The organism is Desulfopila sp. IMCC35008 (assembly GCF_010646885.2).
Taxonomy (GTDB): domain Bacteria; phylum Desulfobacterota; class Desulfobulbia; order Desulfobulbales; family Desulfocapsaceae; genus Desulfopila.
This window is the reverse complement of the sequence record NZ_CP050700.1, coordinates 1,851,796-1,875,106: the sequence shown is the minus strand read 5'-3', so window position 1 is coordinate 1,875,106 and position 23,311 is coordinate 1,851,796. Positions and strand designations below refer to the sequence as shown.

Here is a 23,311-nt window from a genome sequence, read left to right as displayed (position 1 = left end):
ATCGCATTTCTACTCAAATCTTGCTTCTCCCTACTTTTGATGATACTATACGATCACTTTAGCTTAGTGAGCAGTATTACAGTTATAATTCTGGAGTCGGTCCTTACTATTTAACCCCACAATCACATGACAGAAGATCACGGCAACTTACAAGCAATACCCGATCAGAAACCGGTACGGATATTCTTACCCATCATTGACACTGTAGAGCGTTATCGTGCAAGTTGTGTACTAGAAAAGACCGCATCTCCTGCATTTAAACTGTTATTTAAGCCGGGAGCACTTCCTGTTGATTCTATTGACAGAGCTGAGGCTTGCTATATCACTGTTGATGTAGGAGGAGTTACGACTTCCATTGAAGCCATGATCGATGATATTCCTAATGATCAGACACTCAATATGGTTGTTGAAAAATCTTTCAGCCATGATCAGTTACGGGAATTTTTCAGGGTAGATGCCCAGACAAGTGTGATAAGCAGTTCCTTTTTGCCTGAGTTCTATAATGAAAAAGGCGAACCGTGGAGTCTGCAAGGTAAAACCATAGACATCTCCGGCAGTGGGTTATTGGCAAGTTTCAATGCCAAGCCCCCTGTTGATAAACAGGTGAAGCTACAATTGACCCTGCCCACGCCTGAGCAGGAAACAGTTACCCTCCTAGCTCATCCAGTTCGAGCCCACCAGATTAGTGATGACAATTACGAGGTTGCATATCATTTTGATGATATCTCTACCGAAGACCGGGATAAGATTATCGGTTGGTGCCTGATTATTCAAAGACGACTGCTTCGTTTAAAAGTACAGGTCAAAGAACCTGTTTCAAAATAGATTATATTATTTTATCAGTTACATATGACAGATTCATCGCTTGAAAGTTTAGTCAAATCCATGCAGGACGGCCAGGAAGGTATCGTTACGCTTCAAAACAAAGCTGGCGATAAGCTCAATTTTGACTGTGTATATAAAGAGTCGATTGCTCCCAATTTCTTTATAAAGATTGCTTCTGGTGCCTTTCCTACAGATATTGATGAGAGCGCTCCCTTTACTTTCTCTGTGATAGGTACAACATCTTCTATCATAAACGCCAAATGCGCAGAGGTTCTCAACAAAAAAACGATAGAACTGACTGCCTCAAAATCGATTGACCCAGCAAGTTTAAGAGAATATTTCCGGGTGGATATACGCACCCAGATTATTCTTAGCTACACATCGCCAACAAACCCTTCTTCTGCAAGCAACTGGGTGATAAAAGGTACCACACTCGACCTCTCTGCGACCGGCGTTCTCGCATTATTTCCGAGCGAATGCCCGAACGTTAGTAATATTAAAATCGAGCTTGCCCTCAGTAATCCCAGCAAAAGGGTTCACTGCTTTGGCCATTTGGTGCGGACCAAACACAACAGGAGTGGCAGGTGGCATGCTGCACTGCACTTTGACCAGATAGACAACAATGTCCGTGATGATATTATTACCAATTGTCTTTGGGAACAAAGACGGCAGTTGAGGGAGAATATCCAGACTTCGAAGTAGCTGGCGTTGCTTAGTTGGGAGTTGCCTAGTTGGGGTCAGGCTTAAGCCTGACCCCGGAGAGCCCGCCCCCGTCCCCTTCGATTGTGTTATTAACTCCTTTCCCGTATCTGCCGATACAGTATAATGAGCACAATCAATCCGCTGCAATCAATACGCTTTATAAACGCCATAGGCTCCCAATCCAAGGGACAGCCCCAGAGCTCTATTGAACCACAGGCCGGGCAACTGCTGAAAGCCCTGGTGGTCGAAGTGCAGGCAGACAATAGAGCACTTCTGCAGATAGGGGAAAACAGGATTTCTGCACGGACAGAGGTGCCTCTGAAAGTCGGTCAACCACTGCAACTGCAAGTAGCATCCACATCCCCTGAGGTCCAGCTCAAGATAATAGGAGAAACACTCAATCATTTTTGGGGGAAGTCGATTACCCTAATCGGCAAACCGATAGATATCACCACGCTGTTTCGCTCTCTACAACAACCTCAGCAACCTCAGCAACCGCAGCAGTTACAGCAACCTGTTACGTCACAGTCGACAACAACCTCTACACCAGCAGCTCAAGGCCAGGCTGCAACTGTCAGCATATCTGCGTCTACCCAAGCTGTTGTTACCCAAGCTGCTCAAAATCTCACTACTGTCAGTCTAGCACAATTTACCAACCATCAAATCCAGGCTACAGTAGTCCAATCGCCAAGCTCTAATCAGTTCACACTTCAGGCCGGAGAACAACGATTCACAGTTTCTTCTCCACGCCCCCTTCAACAGGGAGCAAATCTTCAATTACGACTCACAGAATCAACACCGCCGCAATTACAGATTATCAGCGATAACCAACCTGCTCTCGCCGGTACTCTTCTCACTGTATCGAATACACCTGCCAACACGGGCATACTGAGCGGCATCTTTCAACAAACCGGCTCTATTTTTGAGATTCTCTCCCCGTTATCCAGAAATACGCTTGAGACCTATTTTTCCCACCAGCAGCAACCTGCACAAGGTGGCCAGGCTGGTGCCGCACTCAAGCAACTTGTCGACCGTCTTGGTTTATCTTTTGAAAAACTACTCTCTCAAGGGAAAAACCAGAAAGCAGCAGCCACGCTAAAAGCAGCACTTCTTGAAATAATAAATACCCTGAAAGGGGCTGACCAGGTATCAAAATCAACCAGCCAACTCTTAACCACCCTCGAGTTATTTCAGCTTGCTCAACTGCAGTCTGAGACAGGTCACCAATTCATCTTCCCCCTCCCCCTGCCATTCATCGAGCAAGGATATATGCTGGTTGACCAGAATGCAGGAGATAAAGAGAATGGAGAAACCTCCGGAGAACAGGAGACACGTTTTTCCCTCCACCTCAAGCTCTCTGATATTGGTAATATTAGGGTCGACATGTTCCAGACGGATGAAGGCCTTTATATCAGGTTTCACACAGACTCAAACGAAAAGGCTGAGTTTGTAAAAGAGTATAGTGATGAACTCAGGGAGTCCATCACAGAAACAGCCCTGCTTGGACTTTCATTCGGTACTGAGGCCGAAGACCCAGCAAACGCCCTCCTTCGCCATGTGCTGCCTGAAGGTGGTGGTGTACTCGATACTAAGGTATAAAAGATATGGCTGACGAAAAAAAACACACCCAGAAAGCAGTCGCTATTGTTTACGACAATAAAAATACAGGTGCACCGAAGGTTCTCGCAAGCGGTAAAGGCTTAATCGCAGACAAGATAATTGAAACCGCACGTGAAGCCGGGGTACATGTCCACGAAGACGAAAACCTGGTGGAACTGCTGGCAAAAGTACCCATTGGCGATGAAATTCCCGTTGAACTCTATCAAACCGTGGCCGAAGTCCTCTCTTTTGTTTATAGAGTCAACGAGAGATATAAAGACAAACTGCAGTCAGCATCAGCCGGGGGACAATGATACACTATCGTTATATTTTACCAACACTCTCCACATGTCTTCTCATCTTAATGGCAACCTGCGGAGTAATATACCTATCCGGATGCTCTAGTGATAGCCCCGAAGATCAGGTTCGCTCATTTATCAAAACTGCAGAAGATGCTGTTGAAAAAAATGAAATTGGTGATGTTAAAGCGATGATATCGGAAAACTACAGCGATAATGACGGCATGACCAAAAAGGACATTATAGCCTACCTCTCATACCAGCTTCTCAGGAAACGCTCCATTCATCTTTTCACCTCTATCGATCAGGTTAAATTTCCTGCAGAAGACCAGGCAGAGGTAGTTCTTTTTGTTGCCATGACAGGTCAACCTGTTGAAAGTGCCTCGATCCTACCCAAACTCCAGGCTGACATATACCGATTCGATTTAATCCTCCAAAACATAGATGGTAACTGGCTGCTTGCCACCTCTACATGGCAACCAGCCCTGATTGAGGATATATTTACAGAGTAGCCATAATCAGGCTCTACCTTCAACCAAGCTATTTGCCTCAACTATTACTTCCGTAATACAGTATTCGTGCTCATTACTATTTAAGTCCCTTTACAAGGGATAGTTTTTTCCCACAATTGTAGCTCACATTTCACTATGAAGATGTGATATAATAATCTAACAAGTTCCATCAATACACACTTAAAACCGTTCGAGTATTCCAACCCTAAAGGTCCTTGTTATGGAAAATATACCCGGCTTTATTGCAATACTTTGGTTCGCCCCTCTCATTCTCTTTATCATTTTGCCCCTTGCCACTCTGGCAATCTGGCTTGGTGTAGAAAGCATTCTCAAAGTGACCAGAGCCCTTTCACCAGCAAAGATAGCCGGCCCGCAGGTCTCGGAAAAGCGTAAAACAAGCAGAATTAATGTGAAAAACCTGAGAGTGGATATATCAGACGGTCTTGGCACCTGCAGTGGGTTGGTTGAAAATGTATCAAGAATGGGCCTTTGTATCAAAAACGTACCCGATTCACTTTCTATATCAAACGCACTGCTTTCAATCGTGGTACGGGATCAGGAAACGAGCTACAGGGTTGTCGCCAGACCTCGCTGGGAGAAATGGCATCCGAGTGGTGTTAAAACGATTGGTGCAGAATTGGCCAGTTATCCAAAGAACTGGAATGCATTTGTGATGGCCGTAACATAACCGACAATCACATCTCCTCAATACTTCTGTAGGGGGGGGAGACCAAGGTCTGCACCTCCAGCAAGCGTAGCCAACAAAAAAAGGGATTCAGCATTTCTGCTGAATCCCTTGAATTTTCTGGCGGGGCCGACGAGACTCGAACTCGCGACCTCCGGCGTGACAGGCCGGCATTCTAACCAACTGAACTACGACCCCGCATGGTCGTACACTTGATTTACTGGTGGGCGGAACAGGGCTTGAACCTGTGACCCTCGGCTTGTAAGGCCGATGCTCTCCCAACTGAGCTACCCGCCCCCTCAATCAAGCGTGAGAGATTATTTACCAAGTTCCCCTTCACCCGTCAAGCAAAACCGCCATCAATTATGATGGAAATATTTAGAAATCGATCGTGATGAGGATAGAACCAAATGGATACCTCCACAACCTTAACAAAAAAAGGGTTTCAGCATCTTCGCTGAAACCCTTGAATTTTCTGGCGGGGCCGACGAGACTCGAACTCGCGACCTCCGGCGTGACAGGCCGGCATTCTAACCAACTGAACTACGACCCCGCATGGTCGTACACTTAATTTACTGGTGGGCGGAACAGGGCTTGAACCTGTGACCCTCGGCTTGTAAGGCCGATGCTCTCCCAACTGAGCTACCCGCCCCCTCACTCAAGCGTGGAGGAGTATTTACCAAGTTCCCCCATACGCGTCAAGCAAAAAAATCAATGTGCTGAATTAAGTTTTGAAACGGCGCCATCAGTTGCCAGAGCACCATTCTCAACACCCTTGAAAACAGTTTTTCCCTCTTCCGTAACAATCGCTAAATCAAGCACATCGTCAACATGATCCACAAGAGTGATGGATAAGGATTTTCTGATCTTCACTGGAACGTCTTTTAAGTTACGCTCGTTTTCCTTTGGAATAATAACCGAAGTAATATTTCCCCGCTTTGCTGCAAGCAGTTTTTCCGTCAGTCCACCAATGGGCAAAACACGGCCCCTGAGGGTTATCTCACCGGTCATGGCCAGCTCGTGTCGTACAGGTGCCTTTATAAGGGCAGAAACGAGTGTTGTGGCAATTGTGATACCCGCAGACGGACCATCCTTTGGAATAGCTCCTTCCGGTACGTGGATATGAATATCAAGCTTCTGATAAAAATCAGTCTCAAGCCCGAGCATATCACCCCGCGAACGAACATAGCTGAGCGCTGCCTGGGCAGACTCCTGCATTACATCACCAAGCTTACCGGTAATGATAAGCTTCCCGGAACCTGGCATTAATGTTGCCTCGATCTGCAATAACTCGCCACCGACCTCTGTCCAGGCGAGACCGGTAGTAAGACCTATCTCATCCTGCTCCTCGGCCAGGCCGTAACGGAACTTAGGGGTTCCCAGATATTTTAAGATCGATTGGGCACTCACCCTGTATTTCTTATCCTTGAGATTCTTTTTCAAACGGTCACGTGCAATTTTCCTGGCCAGCGAGGCAATAGATCTCTCTAAATTCCTCACCCCGGCTTCACGCGTATACCTTCTGATAATCTCGAGGATCGCACCATCGGTCAACTGGATATCTCCCTCCTTGAAGCCGTTTGCTTCAATTTGTTTAGGAACCAGGTAACCTTCTGCAATTTTTAGCTTTTCTTCTTCAGTATAGCCGCTGATCGTGATGATTTCCATCCTGTCCTGAAGCGGCCCGGGAATACCATGAAGACTATTTGCAGTGGTAATAAAAAAGATATCTGACAGATCATAATCCATATCAAGATAATGATCATTAAAAGCTGAATTCTGCTCAGGATCCAGAACCTCAAGCAACGCAGATGAAGGATCACCACGGAAATCCATGGACATCTTGTCCACCTCATCCAGGCAGAAAACAGGATTGGCCACATTCACCTTCTGCATCGACTGGATGATCTTACCCGGCATGGCACCGATATACGTCCGCCTATGTCCGCGAATCTCAGCCTCGTCACGCACGCCACCCAAAGAAAGCCGGGCAAATTTACGATTCATGGCACGGGCAATAGACTGGCAGATTGAGGTCTTACCTACACCAGGAGGACCCACAAGGCATAGAATAGGTCCCTTGATTTTCTTGACCTGGGCCTGCACCGCGAGATATTCGAGGATACGTTCCTTGGTCTTGGTCAGACCGTAATGGTCTTCGTCCAGGATCGTCTCTGCTTTATTAATATCGAGCTGCGATTTGGATTTCTTCCCCCAGGGAAGGCTGACAATACAATCTATATAGTTGCGAACAACCGTCGTCTCTGCCGACATCGGTGGCATATTCTTGAGCTTTTTGAGCTCTTTCATTGCCTTCTCGCGAGCCGACTTTGGCATCTTCTTGGACGTTATCTGCTCTTCGAGCTCGCCCATCTCATCAACGCCGTCTTCATTCTGGTCCATCTCACTCTGGATCTCACGGACCTTCTCACTCAGGTAATAGTTGCGCTGGGTTTTGCCCATCCGCATCTTCACCTTTGCATTGATACTTTTTTCCAGCTCTGCAAGCTCAATTTCACGATGGATAATCTCAAGGACTTTTTCTATTCGCGTGGTAATCGGGTCGCTTTGAAGAATTTCCTGTTTTTCCTGGGCTTTCACCGGCAGGTGGGAGCAAATGATATCAACCAGCTTGATCGGGTCCTCGATATTCTTGACCGACTTCACCACTTCCTTGGCAATCTTCTTTTCGCCGTTGGCAAACTCTTCGAAGAATTTTCGCAACTCCCGCTCATAGGCCAGCAATTCACCTGTTTGCTCGACTATTTCAGGAAGCTCTTCGACCTCGGCCTGCATAAAATTGTCATGAGGCACATGTGAGAGTACCCGCGCCCGGCACTTGCCTTCAACCAGCGCTTTGATGGTCCCGTCCGGCAGACGAAGAAGCTGCATAACAGATGCCAGCGTCCCGTAGGTGTAAATATCCTCCTCGGTCGGTTCATCCACCCCGGCATCCTTTTGGGTAACCAGCAGAATCTCGGTTCGCTTTTCCATGGCGTCTTCAAGAGCCTGGATCGATTTCTTCCGGCCCACCACCAGTGGTGCGACCATGTGTGGGAAAATGACAATATCCCTCAATGGCATCAGCGGATAAAGTTTAGTCACGAATTCTCCTTGTATTAAAACAAGGCGCACGTTATGCCGCGCACCCGGCTTAGGCCGTTTTCAGTGAATCCTCAGGGGTGTTCTGGTACAACACAACCGGATATTCACCATTATTAATTACTTGCTCGCTGATAACGCACTCCTGCACATTTTCCTTGGATGGAAGATCGTACATCACCTCAAGCATCGCCTGCTCCATCACAGAACGCAGACCACGGGCACCGGATTTTCTCACCAGTGCTTTTTTAGCAATAGCCAGCAGGGCGCCTTCGGTAAAACGAAGCTGGATATTCTCAAAATCAAACAACTTCTGGTACTGTTTGGTAAGAGCGTTTTTCGGCTCTTTAAGGATGCGTACAAGATCTTCCTCGAGAAGCTCCTTCATGGTAGCAATAACCGGCAATCGTCCAACTAACTCCGGTATCAAACCAAATTTCAGCAAATCTTCCGGCTGGACAGCTTCGAGCAGTTCTCCAAGCTTTTTCTTGGATTCGCCCATGACCTCAGCACCAAAACCGATGGATTTCTTGCCTTCCCTGCGCTTCACAACCGAATCAAGACCGACAAAGGCACCACCGCAGATAAAAAGGATGTTGGTGGTATCCAACTTGACCAATTCCTGCTGTGGATGTTTCCTGCCACCTTTGGGCGGGATGGAAGCAACTGTTCCCTCAATGATTTTGAGCAAGGCCTGCTGCACACCTTCGCCCGACACATCCCTGGTCAGGGACGGGCTGTCTGACTTACGGGCAATCTTATCTATTTCGTCAATATATATGATACCCCGTTCTGCCTTCTCAATATCATAATCGGCAGCCTGTAGTAAATTCACCAGGATGTTCTCGACATCGTCACCGACATACCCGGCTTCTGTCAGGGTTGTGGCATCAGCCATGCAAAAAGGAACATTCAGGATGCGAGCGAGGGTCTGGGCAACCAGTGTCTTACCGGATCCGGTCGGTCCTATCAGGATAATGTTCGACTTCTGAAGCTCTACGTCGTCTTCATGAACCGGCGCATCAATCCTCTTATAATGATTGTGAACAGCGACGGAGAGCACCTTCTTGGCATATTCCTGACCGATTACATAATCATTGAGGTACTGGTGGATCTCTTTGGGTTTGAGGGAGGCCTGTAAGTCATCCTCTTCCCCCTCTCCTTCACCGCTTCCTTCTTCATTGACGATCTCATTACAGAGTTCAATGCACTCATCGCAGATGTAAACATCCGGTCCTGCTATAAGTTTTTCAACTTCTTCCTGGTTTTTACCGCAAAACGAACAATGACATTCAGGTTCGTTTGTGTCAATGTCACTCATTTTTATTTGTCCTCTGCTAACTCTTCACGGTTGACGAGTACTTTGTCTATTATACCATATTCAACCGCCTCTTCTGCACTCATGAAATTATCACGTTCTGTATCCACACCGATTTTTTCAACAGGGTGGCCGGTGTGACGAGAGAGGATTTTATTTAAGTCCTCACGCATCCGGAGAATTTCCCTGGCATGAATATCAATATCGGTGGCCTGGCCCTGAAAACCACCCATGGGCTGATGGATCATGATGCGTGAATTGGGCAGTGCATACCTCTTCTTATCACAGCCGGCAGCAAGCAGTAGCGCTCCCATTGAGGCCGCCTGCCCCATGCAGAGAGTGGCGATATCACACTTCACATATTGCATGGTATCATAAATTGCCATACCAGCGGTAACAGAACCTCCGGGAGAGTTGATATAAAATGTAATATCCTTTTCCGGATCTTCTGCCTCAAGGAATAACAGCTGGGCAATAATAACATTGGCGACGTCGTCGTTTACACCTGAACCAAGAAAAACAATCCGCTCTTTCAACAGGCGGGAGTAAATATCATAAGCACGTTCGCCTCTCGGGCTCTGCTCCACCACCATTGGCACTAGATTCATACCTATCTCCTGAAATGGGACGACTGCAACAGGATGCGTTTCACCTGTGCAGTCGTCGATATTTGGTTTACTTTCTGCGACGAAGCAACTGCAGCGTCATGCAGACGAAAACATATATACGATCCCGCAAAATGCCAGACGGGAACCTTAAATTTATTCGCTATCTTCTGTTTTTTCTTCCGGCTCAGCATCTGCCACAGGAGCCTCAGGCGCATCTACCATCACTGCATTTTCTTTCAGGAAGGCAAGGATTTTTTCGTTGAGCAGTTCATTCATGAACGGGAGCAAGTCATCACGGCTCTGGAAATATTCCTTCACCTGGGATACCGGCATATTATATTGGTCGCCGATCCGCTTGAAACCGCGTTCAAGGTCCTCGTCTTCAACCTTTATCTCTTCAGTCTCACCAATCTTCTTTAAGATAAAGTCACCTCGAACACGCTTGGTAGCCACCTCTGAGTTCTGCTCTGCCAGGGTCTCGCGGGAGAGTCCTGCCGCTTCGAGGGTCATGCCGCCCTGCTTGAGCTGGTCTTCTGTCTGCTTGATCATCTGCTCAATCTCAAAGGCAACCAGTCGGTTGGGTACTTCAAAATCATGCTGCGCAAGCAATTTCTGCATGATAGAATCAGCGATAGTTCCTTCCGCCCCCTCTTCACGCTCCTTGGTTCGACGCTCACGGATTGATGCCTTGAGTTCTTCCAGGGTCTTGAAATTCTCACTTACCTCAGCTGCAAACTCATCGTTCAATTCAGCGAGTACTCGCTCTTTTACATCTTTTACCTTCACCTTGAACTCGACGGTCTTACCCTGAAGGATCGGATTCGGGTGAGCCTCAGGAAAGTCAACCTCATGGCTCGCCTCCTCACCATTTTTCATGCCGATCAGTTTTTCCTCAAACTCTTTGCCCATTCGGCCGGAACCAACATCGACAGAGTAGTCTTCGTTGCGAACCTGCTTCATTGCATGGCCTTTATGGAAACCCTGGAAGTCAACGATAACCACGTCACCTTCTGCAACCGGACGATCATCTTCAACGGACTTCAATACCGCCATTTCTTTTTGCAGGGACAACAGCTCAAGCTCGATCTCTTCGTCAGTTACCAGAGTATCCGGCTTCGGAATTTCCAGGCCTTTATACTCAGCAAGTTCGAAAACCGGTCGAACATCAACATTGGCAATATAGGTAAAAGAGCCATCATCGTTGTATGTAACACTTTGGATCTCAGGATGGGTTACAGGATCGATATCTTCTTTCTCAATAACATCAAAATAGGTTTCCTGAACAAGTTTCTCTCCGACCTCACCTTCCACCTGGGGCTTATAGTTTTTAACTATAATGGAGCGCGGTACTTTGCCTCTCCTGAACCCTTTCATTTTCGCATCCTTTTTCAGCTTGTCATATGCTTCATTCAGCTTCGGCTGCACTTCGCCTTCCGGCAGGGTGATGGTAACTTTTTTTGTTAGTTCACTGACACCTTCGATCGTAACTTCCATCTGTTTTTTCCTTTTTTAAATATTTCCCTGTCAACTATCTCTCTCCCGCCGAACTTATATAAACTAACCTTACAGTTAATTTATTCTCGACCATGCGGGAGATATTTCCTGGATTTCTAATATAGTAATGGTCCGAATTTCAGCTCAATATGTCGTGATGTACAACACCATCGGACCGGGGACGCACCTCCCCCATAATAAAAAAATACGGGCAAATCATAATCTGGAATCCCCCGGTGTCAACTTTTAAATGCTATTTACAGACTTTAACGTCATAATTTCGGGATGAATGGTCTCTGACAAGAAGATCGAGGTCGTAGATATATTCACGGTTTTCCGGATCATCTTGATGAAGCGAATGAAGAATGGTGAGAGCTTCATCAAACTTGCCTGCACGTGCCAACTTCACACCACTTTGATGAGCATTCGACATCGCTGTCTGCCCAAACACGATATTTACTGAGAAAACATAAATGAACGCCAGTGCAGAAAGCGACCCAATCCTGCAAATTCGAAACAATATATTTTGGATTATCTCATGTGGTATTATCAGTAGATTTTCACGATATTCTTAAGTTTGCCATCATCTATCAAATTGATAAAAACAGGTCTTTCTATCTTGCCGTTCGTTTTTATACGAAATGCTCCGGAGAACCCCATAAAAGTCTCATGGGAACGGATTTTGTTTTTGATACATTCCCGATCTGTCGAATCACCGCACTTCTGCATGGCCATCAATAGATAAGACATCCCTTCACAGCCCAAAGCCGCCAACGTTGTCCCCGGTTCCTGAAAATTCTCATTAAAACTTTTCTCCATCAAACGACCATATTCTGTCTTCTTCGCGTTGTTTGAAAAAACATCCACTGCCATCATACCATTGAGCAATGTAACATCATCTTCAAACTGCAGCAGGATATTGCCTGCTACTCCATCGCTCACCATTACCTGAGGTTGCATCCCCAGTTCCCGGGTAGCCTTTTCAATTTGCAACACCTGCGACGCATCAATAGGCATATAAAAGAAATTCTGCTCCTGGGGAGAAAGGCCCTCCAATAGCTCTTTATAACCAATATTTTGATCACCGATACCAACTACCCTGACCCTCCCACCCGACTCCTTGAACTTCATCACAAACTGGTCGGCCAGAAAAACGGAATGAAGGTCATCGATCTGCTTGAAAACAGTAACACTGTCCATAAGCAGTTCGTCTCTGACATACAATGCAGAGATAATCCCCTGACTCTCATCATCGAATATGAGCTGGGCAGCCCATTTAGTATTTGTTACTAATGGATGTGAGGATATCAGCGCAAGAAATGGAGTCTCAAGCGTATCAGCCAACTCTGAAAGAGCCAGTACCGATGAACTCCTGGACAGTACCAATATTGCTGCCACCTTCTCCTGGTGTACCAGTTTTTTGGCAGCAGCCACGGTTAAATTTGCGTCTGATCCATCATCTTCCAGCACAATGTCAATCTTATCACCGTTCAGTAGGTACGGTTGAACCTGTAAGGCTGCCTTGATTCCTGCCAGGCCGTTTTTACCGATTGACTCATCAACCCCGCTTATAGGGGCAATAACACCTATCCTGACTGTTTTCCCACTGGGAAGGATCTCCGGCAAACTCTCGTTCTCACAACCAGCCAGCAGGCCGATAATAACAAGTAAAATCAGTATTATACTATTGCCACAATACCTGTTCATGTATAGTACCCGCTACTTATGGTATATAAATAATTCTAGCTCTGATCTGCAAGTCCTCAGCAAAATTCTGCTGGATTTTCTGCTTAAACACGGTCAGGTCATATCTATTCAGCGGCTCCCTGGCGTGGATATCGACGATTAGAAGGTTTTTATCCCGGAACTCATGCAGTTTAGCCGTATTCACAATAAGATATTTTTCATTGACAAGGAACCTCTCCTTTTTCCAGCTTTTTTCAAATCTCGCTTTTGTTACTATGGATTGAAACCCCATAAACAAAGGGACAGAAATTGCGATCAAAAACGTCAGTACAACCAGCATACCGCGCTTATCACGTACCACCGGGGAAAAACCTAACACTCTGAAAGACAGGGTTGCCGCGAGGATAATTCCTATCAGGTTTGTCGAAAATAAAAGAAACGCCTGCTGAAAAAACAAGAACTCCATTCGCCCAAGGCCTATACCAGCCACAGCCAAAGGTGGGACCAGGGCGACTGCGATTGCAACTCCGGCAAGGCTCTGCAGGATTTCTTTGTATGACTTGGTATAGGCACCTGCTATGCCTGCTGCAATAGCCACAAACAAGTCAAGCATTGTCGGGTTGAGTCGTGCCTGCATCTCAGCGGTAAAAGGATGATAGTGCAGGACCATGGTGAACAGGGCAGAGATGAACAGCGCAATAAATACCCCCAGGGAGATCTTATAAAAAGACTGCTTGAATAGTTTCCTGTCAAAACGCAGGATACTCATAGCCATGGAAATTATCGGTGCCATCAGAGGGGCCAGCAACATGGCACCAATAACTACAGAACCGCTGTCAAGATACAGACCTATTGTAGCAAGTACCGTACTAAGTGCCATGAGAACAACATATTTGGAGTCGATCCGCCCGTCTTCACGCAACGAAATGAAAAGATCCTTAAATCTTTCTTCAGAAGCATAGGTGAAAAACGGCACCCGTTTCACCCCTACTTTCAACAACTCCTTACCGGTAGGCAGGGTATGGGTGATCGATTTTTCCTTACCGGCAGAACCTGCAGTTACTGTTTTATCCCGACCATGATTTACCCTGACAGCATCCGATACGACCTTACACTCAAGGGGGGTCGAAGTCTCGACTGTGCCATCAAGTTTGACATTGAGTTCCAGGTTCGACTCGATAAGCAAGTGAGGACTCTTGATATACCCAATGGAATCCGGGATTTTTCCTGATCCGTAACCAGAGAAAAGACGTAGAATCATAAGTTGCAGATAGGCCACCACCGAGAGTGGTGCAACCACAAGCATCGACAGCGTCCTATCCGTCAAGGAAAGATCATCCGAGACGAGCTTGGTGGCAAAACTTTTCTTAGGATTCTCAAAGAGCAGGATGCCACTGGCTGCGGTTGTCACCTTTGCCTTATTGGTCCCGAATGTTGTAAAGGTAAAAGGAAAGAGGTGAAGCGACAGAAGCCGGCGAAAACCATTCACCAATATCTTATATTTACTATCTTTTTCAGGATTATCAATCAACGGAACCTGGCCGACGCTCCCTTTGAACATTAATATTTTATCGTTACAAAAGACGATATCAACCGGCGATGGATTATTACGAAGTGCCAACTCAAGCGCATCTGAAAGACCACCTGGTAAGCCGTAACTCTTCTTTAACTGGAGTTGATGGGGTAATGGTATTATACCAATGCTAAAGCCAAACTCATGACTGTAATGCAGTACCGCTTTTATATCCTGCAGAGCTCCACAAACAACTACATGCCGAAGTTCGCTGAACAGCTGTTCCTTATTCCTGATAAGTTCAGATATCGAAACCGATTTGATATTGATTCCGAAGGAATTCTGTTCAACCAGTTCCCGGTGTTGCTCACCGCCCGGCCCATACACAAATAATGCAGCAGAAACATATATTGTCAAAACAGTACCCTACTCCTATTACACCTTATGGAATACCGACGTACAAACGGACCGGCATAAAAATCTCAACTATCCATTTCCAGGTATATGACACTTTATTGCCCCCTGTTGGAAGGCACTCCAACAAGACAGATACCTTCTACGTGAAGTGGGCATCTATTTGGTAATATATAAAAAAATAGTTCTGACTCACATTGCAATTTTTACCAATAATAGTGCATACTGACTACGTTGCATATTCGGGTATTGAAATATTGAAAAGTCAAAGATCAATGGAAGAAAAAATGGGCCAGCAGATAAAACGTGACATACCAGTCAATCAAGGCTTCAAGACATTACTGTTTTTTCTTCTCATATACATATTCGGCAGCCCTTTCCTCTCCCCTTATCCCTCACTTGCCATCGTCGCCCATGCGACACTATCCATCACACTTTTTTTTAGCGTCTATGCTGTTCGTAAGGAAAAAAGACAAAGGACTTTTGCCATGACCCTACTCCTTCCCGTACTTTCACTATACTGGATCGGGATCTACAATATTATCCCTTTCAGCAGGACCGGTTCATACCTCCTGCTCTCTATTTACCTGGGCCTGCTGGTTTATTTTTTTATCACCGAACTCAAACAAGCAACCAGGGTGACGTTGCGACTTCTTGTCGCCACTCTCTGTCTTTACCTCATTATCGGGCTTTTCTGGGGAGCCCTCTATGCCCTTTTGTACGAGATAAATCCTGCAGCATATGGAGGGGTTTTACTCGATAACATGCAGGGCAATAAATACACCGTTTTTGTCTATTTCAGTATGGTTACACTTACGACGCTCGGATATGGGGATATCACCCCTCAGACACATGGGGCAACGTCCCTGTGTCAGATGGAGGCGATAATCGGTCAGTTCTTTACAGCAGTCCTTGTCGCCTGGCTGGTGGGAAACTATATCTCCGACAAACATAGCAAAGAGTAGAAAGCCTGTTTGCATCCCATCAGGAAAAATGACAGACCTGAGACCTCCCCCCCAGGTCAGGAGTAGCCATTATTATACATTAAACTTCCACCAGTTCTTTCTGCAGCTTGCCTCGCTTCTCCTGTTTATATTTATCGAGCTTTTCAAGCTGGCTGCTATCGAGAATAGTCTTTAATTTTTCCTTTAGTTCCTCACTCAATTCGTCATACTTTGAGGCAACTTCCGCCCAGCTCTTTGCCCCCTCTTTTGCAAATGTGTCAAGCATCTCTGCCATTTTGTTCAAGTTCTCTTCAAGAACTGGTTTTAGTTCGTTAAGCTGCTCTTCACTCAGGCCCAGGAGCTCGTTTAAGTCTTCAGAAATTTGATTTTTTGCTTCCTGAAGAGCCTCTTTATCAATTTGGGTCAAATACCCCTTGAATTTCTCGTATTCCTCACTGGTAAGGAATTCCTTTACTTTTACCTCTGTTTCTTTTGAGATCTCATCAAAGCGCTTGCTGAATTCCTCCATACGTACAAAACCTTTATCCACCGACTCATGGACCATTGTTTTGAGTTTTTCGCTCGTAGCATCAATCTCCGGTTTTAACTTTGCCATCTTTTCACTATTAAGTTTCACAGTTTCTTCCAGCTCTTTCATAAGCTCTTCACTGTTGAGCGTTTCATCCCCGGTGGCAAAAGATGTGTATGCCGGTGTAATGAGGGTCATCATTATACCGAACGTCAAAATCGAATTAATGATTCGTTTCATAGGAAGCTCCTTTTTCAGTATGCATTATGGATATCTTGTTATGAATCGTTTAACCTCTTTTCCCGACAGGAAAAATCTTATCCCCCAAAAGCAATCAACCGCATCAGGTGACGATCCTGTATTGAAAGCACAGCAGAGAGAAAACCAGACTCATTCAAGTAAATTGTATACGTAACCAGCCACGTATAGCAACACTCTCCTAACATTTTTATTGACCTATGCTCATTCCTCATGCATCATCTTACAATCATCAGCTGATCTTTTAGTTTTAAGACAAAATGCAATGGGGAGTGAGTGAGTCGAGATTGCGCCATACAGCGATTTACCAGCGGGATATCTTCAGGAACGTTGCTTCTTATAAACACGAATACTCAGCATAACTGTAGGGGCCGCAACCATGAACAGTTCAGGAAGTACTAGTATTGTACGGTCTTTCATAATCATTTTCCTTGCTCCACTGCTGCTTAGTTGTCAGGTATTTGCAAGATTCGAGGAACCTTCTACTCTTACCGCCTCGAACATCTTAAAGAAGGAACTACTCTCCAGCGAGTATCACACAGTAGAAGAGGTCGTAAAAAACGACGGTTTTGTTAATCACTACAGCGTACGCACCAGCCATCAAACGTTTAATGTCATTACGACCTCTTCTCTTGCAATCCTGGTTCTTGAGCTCAAGGCAATTGCAACTATGCAAAAGATTAAAACTGATGACACCGCCTATGAGTCACTCAAGCAATCAGGTAAAAATACTGTGGAGGGAGTCAAAAACCTCTTTCAGGATCCGGAAAAAACTTTCACCAATGCAGCAACAGGGATACAGGGACTTTTTAATCGCGCCAAAGGAACTGTCGGCAAACGAAAGATAACCGGGGCAGAAGACAGCCGGGTGGAACAGCTTATTGGCCTTACAAAATCAAAAGGTGAGATTGCAACACAATTTGGGGTCAACATGTACTCCCGTAATCCTATTCTGCAGCAGGAGTTGGATAGACTTGCACGAGCCGATTACCTGGGTGGTCTCGGTGTGGGCGTCGCTTCCAGTTTTGTAGGCGGTGTGGGTGGCATCGTCCTCACCACCTCCGGTACTGCCCGACTGCTTAACGAGGCTATCAATACGACCCCAGCCTCTGAACTCTGGCTACAAAATAAAAAAATCCTCCTGGCTATTACGAGTGATGAGGACACCGTTGAACTTTTTTTAAACAACCCGGTATTCTCTCCAGCACTGCAAACCCTACTTGCTAATGCCTTAAAAACGATGGAGGGTGTCGAAAACAGAGAACTTTTCATCAAAGTTGCACTACAGGCCAGCACTGAGGAGATGGCCAAAATAATTACCGAAATAGCTATAATGACAGCAGGTTATCACCAAAGAATCATGCCTCTTGCAGAGCTATCCCCTCTTGCCCGTTTAACCCTGGCCCGGAAAAAAGACGGCTCGGTTATTGTCTTGCTCCCATCCGACCACATTATCTGGAGTGAAAAAGTTGCAGATGCCATCGACGACATAAAAAACAACAACGTATCAACAACCTGCGAGCTCTGGACCTTTGGAGATTTCAGTTTACAAGCAACAGAAATGCTGAAGGAAAGAGGTTGGAAGCTGTACCCGAAGGCGACGACTAAGCTCCTCAAAAATGAATAGCTCCCATCATAAAACTCAGCATTCCTCGTGAACATTGAGATTGGGCAGAAGAATAATTTCGGGCCGACGATTGAGCATAAAGCTCTAAAAAATTTAAACATTTCTATTTCTTATGGTTAAACAATCCATTTCTCAGGAAATGGATTGTCTGTTGTATCACCTCTTCCTCCTCCATTATATAAGGGTGAGTGTAGGGCAGAACGATAAAATCCGCCATCCCTTCTACTTTGGCACGTTCAACGGACACTTTGCCGTCATCCTCACCAGGGATGATCGTACTGAAATAGCGATCGAAAAAAACAGATTTATTACCCGTTATGACACCCAAAGGGAAAGAGACAGGCCCAAGACTGTTCACGAAACTGTCTTCTGAACTCCTGAGTTGAGTAAAAACTGGCCCCATAACAATATTAAACAGCCAGGTGTCACTAAACGTCTCGGGAATTTCACTTCCGCTATTAGGCGGGCTTAACATCACCACCCTGCCGAGTTCAGCCAGCTCCCGGTTCTTGAGATAATATCTGGTTAAAACACCACCCAACGAGTGGGTGACTATATGAATGGTTGTCGCCCCTTGCGCCCGGCACTCCGCAACCCCTTGGGGTATTGCCGTATCTGCCAGCTCCTCTGCCACGAAATCGGTTGAAGGATAATCCACGTTAGCAACTGTAAAACCTTCACGTTCCAGGGCACGAGCCATATCTTCCATAGCTCGATAAGTCCGCCCCAATCCATGAAGAAGTATAACACACTCCTTAACGTTCGAGAGCTCAACAACATTCTTCTTCCCATCGGCTCTCACCAAATCCGGTGTAGTAAGAAGAAGACAACTACAGGCTGCGACCAGCACAAGGACATATAACGAACGTGTCATGTTTTCCCTCAATTTAGAAACGTTACAGACCAATATAATAGGAAATAAATATACATATTTTATCTTAACCCAAATTTCTCATGAAAATCATATTGATTTGTTTTCTAACCAGTTTCCATCCTAAAACCAGGTGATTCGAAGTCTACGCTTATCTGGTCCAGATCGAGGCATGTGAAAAATTTTACCCCAGGTATATAATTGATATCTCGGAATCTCGTTCCTTACTTACCGGAGGATAAATATTTTAAGCATAACGAAGATATCGACCCAAGGGGCAGTTGTAGGATGGGAACTAACCAGGTATTGCCCGGCACTTAGCACTGCGTATTTCATCAGCAAATCATGTACAATATTCACCAAAAGGTATGCTTAAAGAGATAAGTGAAGACTTCGAACACTCTTTGGGTGGACAGCCCATGCAGTAACATCTTCGGTAATATTGTAGCAGTAGATATTGCCAGCTATGGTCTACTTGCACAAACAGAGGAGGCTGTCCGAGAATCCGGCGCCGCCTGAACTGATGAAATGTTCGGACTAATACAAGATATATCTTGTACAAATTCCATATAGTGTCAAGACTGATGCCTTTATAAAAGAAAAAAGCCTCAAACCCTTACAACCGGGTTAGAGGCTTTTTTTATGTGGTGCGAAGGGAGAGATTCGAACTCTCACACCCAAAGGCGCCAGATCCTAAGTCTGGTGCGTCTACCAATTCCGCCACCCTCGCAATGTGTATGTCAAACAGCCAGTTCTTTCCTTTTCGTATGACATACCCGAGTCACCAATTGGACTATATCACTCGCAATCCTGTCTAGTATAGCGTATTCTGACAGGTTCAAACAAGATACAAAACCAGAAAACGCACTATACCCCAAAAAGGATGCTATAAATACCATCCTCGACAGACACTTTCCACATTTTTTTGACCTATAGTGATTATTCAGGTCGAAAAGGTCCACAAGCTGACGGAAAAGTATTGCTTTCCTGGTAAAAAGAATAACATTAGCTACTGCTTTGCCAAACTGCCATATTTGATTGTCTCACCTACATCGAATCAAGCCGTTACACCCGGTAAAGACAGCAAAATGGGAAATTCACTCCCGTCAATGAATACAAACGAGGTATCTATGGGTTATTTACAAACTCTTGCCGCCTGCACAGCCCTGCTCGCTTTTACAGCGACTGCACAGGCAACGGCCATCACGACGAGTGGCAAGACAGACAGAGTAGAATGGAAGGTGCAGTCAAGCTGGAAAGTAGAAGGACAGCCACTCGATATCGTCCATTCACTGGATCACAAGTTGGTCTTTATCCTGAGTGCAGATAAAAATGTACTGATATATGATAATATGGGAAAACTCCAGGGGAAGATTCCTGTCGGTGAAAATGTCTCTGCAATTGACATCGCCCCACAAGGAGAATCACTTTATCTTATTGACAACGCAGCTAACAGCTTTACCTCTGTTGCCCTGAGTTATGTGGTAGATATTGATATCACTGGCTCGCCATATAAGGGAAAAGTTGACGCACCTGTTGTTATCGCACTCTTTACTGATTTTGAATGACCGTATTGTGGCAAAATTGAGCCACTACTCAAGCAGGTGCTTGAGAATAACGCTGACAACGTAAAGATTGTATTTAAGAACATGCCGTTACAGTTCCACAAAATGGCAGACCCTGCCCATCGCGCAGCATTGGCTGCAGGAGAGCAGGGAAAATTCTGGGAGTTTCATGACAAACTGTTTGCAGCCAAGAAACTGTCCAATGAGCTGATCGATGCCACCGCCGCAGAGCTTGCACTCGATATCACCAAATTCAAGGCGGATATGGACTCACCCAAAATCCGCATGATGATCAACAAAGATCTCTCAGATGCCAAGAAAGCTGGTGTTACCGGAACACCGACCGTCTTCATTAACGGCAGAAAGCTCCAGCAGCGATCCTTACAGGGATTCCAAAAACTTATAGACGAAGAACTCACCAAAAAGAAATAATGACACGAACCAACGGGGAAGTAAGTAAAGAGCTTCTCTTTGATGACAACCAAATATCCTCAGCCCTGTACGGTGACCTGAACCGAAACCTGCAGATAATAGAGAATAGTTCAGGGGTGAAAATCAGCGCCAGGGGTACAAGTCTTTGTATAAAAGGCATCAACCACGACGTAGATATCGCCGCCAACCTTCTCTCCCAGCTTTATGAGTTGATCGGCAAGGGATACCCTGTATATAGTTCAGATTTTGCTTTCGGCATGCGCATCCTGGAATCGACTCCGGGTGCGCGGCTCGATAAAATTTTTCTGGATAAGGTGTACGTCACCACTCAAAACCGGGTGATCTCACCCAAAACCCGTAACCAGAAGATCTACATTGACGCTATCCGTAATCACGACATTGTCTTTGGCATAGGCCCGGCAGGGACGGGCAAAACCTATCTCGCCGTGGCCATGGCAGTTTCTGCTCTTGCCATGGGTCAGGTGAAATCGATCATCCTCACACGACCCGCAGTTGAGGCTGGTGAAAAACTCGGGTTTCTACCCGGCGACCTTGCCCAGAAAGTGAATCCCTATCTTCGTCCACTCCATGATGCCTTAAATGACATGGTTGGTTCAGAGAGGTGTGAAGACTATATCGAACAGGGAATAATTGAAATTGCCCCCCTGGCCTTTATGCGTGGACGAACATTGTCAAACGCCTTTATAATTCTGGATGAGGCACAAAACACCACCAGGGAACAGATGAAAATGTTCCTGACCCGGATAGGTTTTGATTCGCGGGCCGTCGTTACCGGCGACTCTACCCAGGTTGATCTTCCGAATAAGAACCAGTCTGGCCTGCTGGAAGCCAGGAATAGACTCAAATCGATCGATGGAATCAGCTTCTGTAGCTTCTCCAAAGCCGATGTGGTACGACATCCACTCGTACAAAAAATCATCCAGGCCTACGAAACGAAGGCGAGCTGAGAAACCAGCTTCAGAACACCAATTGAAAGTACAATCCATCACTCATCAGGGGCCCACTCATGCCTGTTGATATCAATGTCCATTACTACCCTTCCCACTGCCCTATAAATCTCTCAACCATCAGCAAGCGTACTCAGTGGCTGATGGCACAGATGGGGAAACAGGACTATTCCGTCTCGCTCTTGCTGGTAGATGATGAGGAGATCAGCTGGCTTAATTCCCAATACAGGAATAAACAGGGTCCCACGAATGTTCTCTCCTTCCCCATGGCAGAAGGCGCAGACATTTCATTTCATAACTTGCCGGTCAGGGAACTCGGCGACATCATAATCTCCCTCGACAGTGCCATACGGGAAGCGACAGAGTTAAACCAGACATTTCTTTACCGGTTTACCTGGCTGATCACCCATGGCCTCTTACACCTGCTCGGATATGACCATGAACAATCCGAAAAGGAAGCAGAAATAATGTTTGCCAAAGAGCAGGATCTGCTCGAAAGAATTGAATACCTCAGGAGAAGACCAATGACCCAACTCGCTATCAACGTCGACCATGTCTCAACCGTTCGCCAGGCGCGCGGAACAACCGAACCGGACCCGGTCACTGCTGCCGCCATGTGTGAACTTGCAGGAGCTTCAGGAATTGTTGTCCACCTGCGAGAAGACCGCCGGCACATCCAGGACCGGGATGTTCGCATCCTGCGGGAAACTGTTCAGACCAAATTGAACCTGGAAATGGGTGCAGCAAAAGAAATCATCAACATTGCTCTCGATACCAGGCCCGATATGGTCACCCTGGTACCTGAAAAAAGAGAGGAACTCACCACAGAAGGTGGACTTGACGTTGCAGGACAGAAGAAAAAACTCGCCAAGACCATCGCCAAAATGAACGCCAAGGATATCCCTGTTTCCCTCTTTATCGATCCAGACCCTAAACAGATTAAGGCAAGCCTTGACGTAGGTGCGACCTTTGTTGAAATCCATACCGGTCGTTACAGCGATGCTGAATCAGAAACAGAAAGGGATCTCGAACTCCAACTCATTGAGTCTGCAGCTCTCGAAGCCTTCCAGATTGGACTGCGGGTGAACGCAGGTCATGGTCTCGACTACACCAATACCGCTCGAGTTGCGGCACTTGATACGGTTGAGGAACTCTCAATCGGCCATGCCGTGATTGCCAGGGCTGTATTTGTGGGCATCGACCAGGCAGTACGCGAAATGCTTGCCATCATACAACAGGCCAAGTTGTCTTTTTCATAGTCAAGCAACGTAGTCATTTCATATAGTTGTTGCATGGGACGCCATTCCCTGATACGGTTGCTCAGCATTGTATCACGACCCACATAAAACACGTTATGCAT

General features: G+C 46.0%; 21 protein-coding genes and 5 tRNA genes. 12 read left to right on the top strand and 14 right to left on the bottom strand.

The annotated features are described in order from the left end of the window. Positions 1–126 precede the first annotated feature (126 nt). From GA520_RS08305 to GA520_RS08280, 6 genes are all read left to right on the top strand, one after another. Positions 127–825, top strand: a complete 699-nt coding sequence (locus tag GA520_RS08305) for a PilZ domain-containing protein (protein ID WP_163339300.1) — start codon at positions 127–129, stop codon at positions 823–825. A 24-nt stretch (positions 826–849) separates the two neighbouring features. Then, a complete protein-coding gene (locus GA520_RS08300) occupies positions 850–1,527 on the top strand; it encodes a PilZ domain-containing protein (RefSeq protein WP_163339301.1) in 678 nt (225 codons plus the stop codon). 123 nt (positions 1,528–1,650) lie between these two features. Beyond that, positions 1,651–3,126, top strand: a complete 1,476-nt coding sequence (locus tag GA520_RS08295) for a hypothetical protein (protein ID WP_163339302.1) — start codon at positions 1,651–1,653, stop codon at positions 3,124–3,126. A 5-nt stretch (positions 3,127–3,131) separates the two neighbouring features. Next, positions 3,132–3,440: an EscU/YscU/HrcU family type III secretion system export apparatus switch protein gene (locus GA520_RS08290; RefSeq protein WP_163339303.1), complete on the top strand. Its 309-nt coding sequence runs from the start codon at positions 3,132–3,134 to the stop codon at positions 3,438–3,440. Further along, positions 3,437–3,937: a hypothetical protein gene (locus GA520_RS08285; RefSeq protein ID WP_163339304.1), complete on the top strand. Its 501-nt coding sequence runs from the start codon at positions 3,437–3,439 to the stop codon at positions 3,935–3,937. Before GA520_RS08290 ends, GA520_RS08285 begins: the two co-directional genes overlap by 4 nt. A 220-nt stretch (positions 3,938–4,157) precedes the next feature. Then, the gene (locus tag GA520_RS08280) at positions 4,158–4,625 is read left to right on the top strand and encodes a hypothetical protein (protein WP_163339305.1); all 468 of its coding nucleotides are present in this window, start codon (positions 4,158–4,160) and stop codon (positions 4,623–4,625) included. 118 nt (positions 4,626–4,743) lie between these two features. Here GA520_RS08280 and GA520_RS08275 read toward each other — a convergent pair. The 11 genes from GA520_RS08275 to GA520_RS08225 all read right to left on the bottom strand — a co-directional run bounded on the left by GA520_RS08275 (position 4,744) and on the right by GA520_RS08225 (position 14,760). Continuing rightward, positions 4,744–4,820, bottom strand: a tRNA-Asp gene (locus GA520_RS08275). 23 nt (positions 4,821–4,843) lie between these two features. Then, positions 4,844–4,919: transfer RNA gene (locus GA520_RS08270), tRNA-Val, on the bottom strand. A gap of 179 nt (positions 4,920–5,098) precedes the next feature. Next, a tRNA-Asp gene (locus GA520_RS08265) sits at positions 5,099–5,175 on the bottom strand. Positions 5,176–5,198: 23 nt separating this feature from the next. Continuing rightward, positions 5,199–5,274: transfer RNA gene (locus GA520_RS08260), tRNA-Val, on the bottom strand. Positions 5,275–5,333: 59 nt separating this feature from the next. After that, positions 5,334–7,706, bottom strand: a complete 2,373-nt coding sequence (gene lon, locus GA520_RS08255; RefSeq protein WP_163339385.1) for an endopeptidase La — start codon at positions 7,704–7,706, stop codon at positions 5,334–5,336. A gap of 70 nt (positions 7,707–7,776) precedes the next feature. Continuing rightward, positions 7,777–9,045: an ATP-dependent Clp protease ATP-binding subunit ClpX gene (clpX, locus tag GA520_RS08250; protein WP_163339306.1), complete on the bottom strand. Its 1,269-nt coding sequence runs from the start codon at positions 9,043–9,045 to the stop codon at positions 7,777–7,779. Positions 9,046–9,047: 2 nt separating this feature from the next. Beyond that, a complete protein-coding gene (clpP, locus tag GA520_RS08245; RefSeq protein WP_163339307.1) occupies positions 9,048–9,650 on the bottom strand; it encodes an ATP-dependent Clp endopeptidase proteolytic subunit ClpP in 603 nt (200 codons plus the stop codon). A 153-nt stretch (positions 9,651–9,803) separates the two neighbouring features. Then, positions 9,804–11,144, bottom strand: a complete 1,341-nt coding sequence (tig, locus tag GA520_RS08240) for a trigger factor (protein ID WP_163339308.1) — start codon at positions 11,142–11,144, stop codon at positions 9,804–9,806. A gap of 253 nt (positions 11,145–11,397) precedes the next feature. Next, positions 11,398–11,577 (bottom strand): hypothetical protein, encoded by a 180-nt coding sequence (locus GA520_RS08235; protein WP_163339309.1) that lies wholly within the window; start codon positions 11,575–11,577, stop codon positions 11,398–11,400. A 116-nt stretch (positions 11,578–11,693) separates the two neighbouring features. Beyond that, positions 11,694–12,851 (bottom strand): ABC transporter substrate-binding protein, encoded by a 1,158-nt coding sequence (locus GA520_RS08230; RefSeq protein ID WP_163339310.1) that lies wholly within the window; start codon positions 12,849–12,851, stop codon positions 11,694–11,696. Between the two features lie 16 nt (positions 12,852–12,867). Beyond that, entirely contained in the window at positions 12,868–14,760 is a 1,893-nt protein-coding gene (locus GA520_RS08225; protein ID WP_163339311.1) for a TIGR00341 family protein, read from the bottom strand. A 284-nt stretch (positions 14,761–15,044) separates the two neighbouring features. Between GA520_RS08225 and GA520_RS08220 the strand changes: the two genes are divergently transcribed. Continuing rightward, complete coding sequence (locus GA520_RS08220) at positions 15,045–15,722, top strand: potassium channel family protein (RefSeq protein WP_163339312.1); 678 nt, start codon at positions 15,045–15,047, stop codon at positions 15,720–15,722. 79 nt (positions 15,723–15,801) lie between these two features. Here the strand turns inward: GA520_RS08220 and GA520_RS08215 are convergent, their stop codons facing one another. Further along, positions 15,802–16,470 carry a hypothetical protein gene (locus GA520_RS08215; protein ID WP_163339313.1) on the bottom strand — a complete coding sequence of 223 codons (669 nt, stop codon included), beginning with the start codon at positions 16,468–16,470 and terminating at the stop codon, positions 15,802–15,804. 397 nt (positions 16,471–16,867) lie between these two features. Between GA520_RS08215 and GA520_RS08210 the strand changes: the two genes are divergently transcribed. Continuing rightward, a complete protein-coding gene (locus tag GA520_RS08210) occupies positions 16,868–18,115 on the top strand; it encodes a hypothetical protein (RefSeq protein ID WP_163339314.1) in 1,248 nt (415 codons plus the stop codon). Between the two features lie 103 nt (positions 18,116–18,218). Here GA520_RS08210 and GA520_RS08205 read toward each other — a convergent pair whose 3' ends face one another. Then, positions 18,219–18,989 carry an alpha/beta fold hydrolase gene (locus GA520_RS08205; RefSeq protein ID WP_163339315.1) on the bottom strand — a complete coding sequence of 257 codons (771 nt, stop codon included), beginning with the start codon at positions 18,987–18,989 and terminating at the stop codon, positions 18,219–18,221. Positions 18,990–19,631: 642 nt separating this feature from the next. Continuing rightward, positions 19,632–19,716: transfer RNA gene (locus GA520_RS08200), tRNA-Leu, on the bottom strand. Positions 19,717–20,116: 400 nt separating this feature from the next. Here GA520_RS08200 and GA520_RS08195 point away from each other — a divergent pair. The 4 genes from GA520_RS08195 to GA520_RS08180 are packed head-to-tail and all read left to right on the top strand — an operon-like array spanning position 20,117 to position 23,210. Next, entirely contained in the window at positions 20,117–20,554 is a 438-nt protein-coding gene (locus GA520_RS08195; protein WP_163339316.1) for a hypothetical protein, read from the top strand. Positions 20,555–20,590: 36 nt separating this feature from the next. Next, positions 20,591–20,983: a thioredoxin domain-containing protein gene (locus GA520_RS08190; RefSeq protein ID WP_163339317.1), complete on the top strand. Its 393-nt coding sequence runs from the start codon at positions 20,591–20,593 to the stop codon at positions 20,981–20,983. Continuing rightward, a complete protein-coding gene (locus GA520_RS08185; RefSeq protein WP_163339318.1) occupies positions 20,983–21,951 on the top strand; it encodes a PhoH family protein in 969 nt (322 codons plus the stop codon). Before GA520_RS08190 ends, GA520_RS08185 begins: the two co-directional genes overlap by 1 nt. Positions 21,952–22,010: 59 nt before the next feature. Continuing rightward, positions 22,011–23,210 (top strand): pyridoxine 5'-phosphate synthase, encoded by a 1,200-nt coding sequence (locus GA520_RS08180; protein ID WP_163339319.1) that lies wholly within the window; start codon positions 22,011–22,013, stop codon positions 23,208–23,210. The last annotated feature ends 101 nt before the right edge of the window (positions 23,211–23,311 follow it).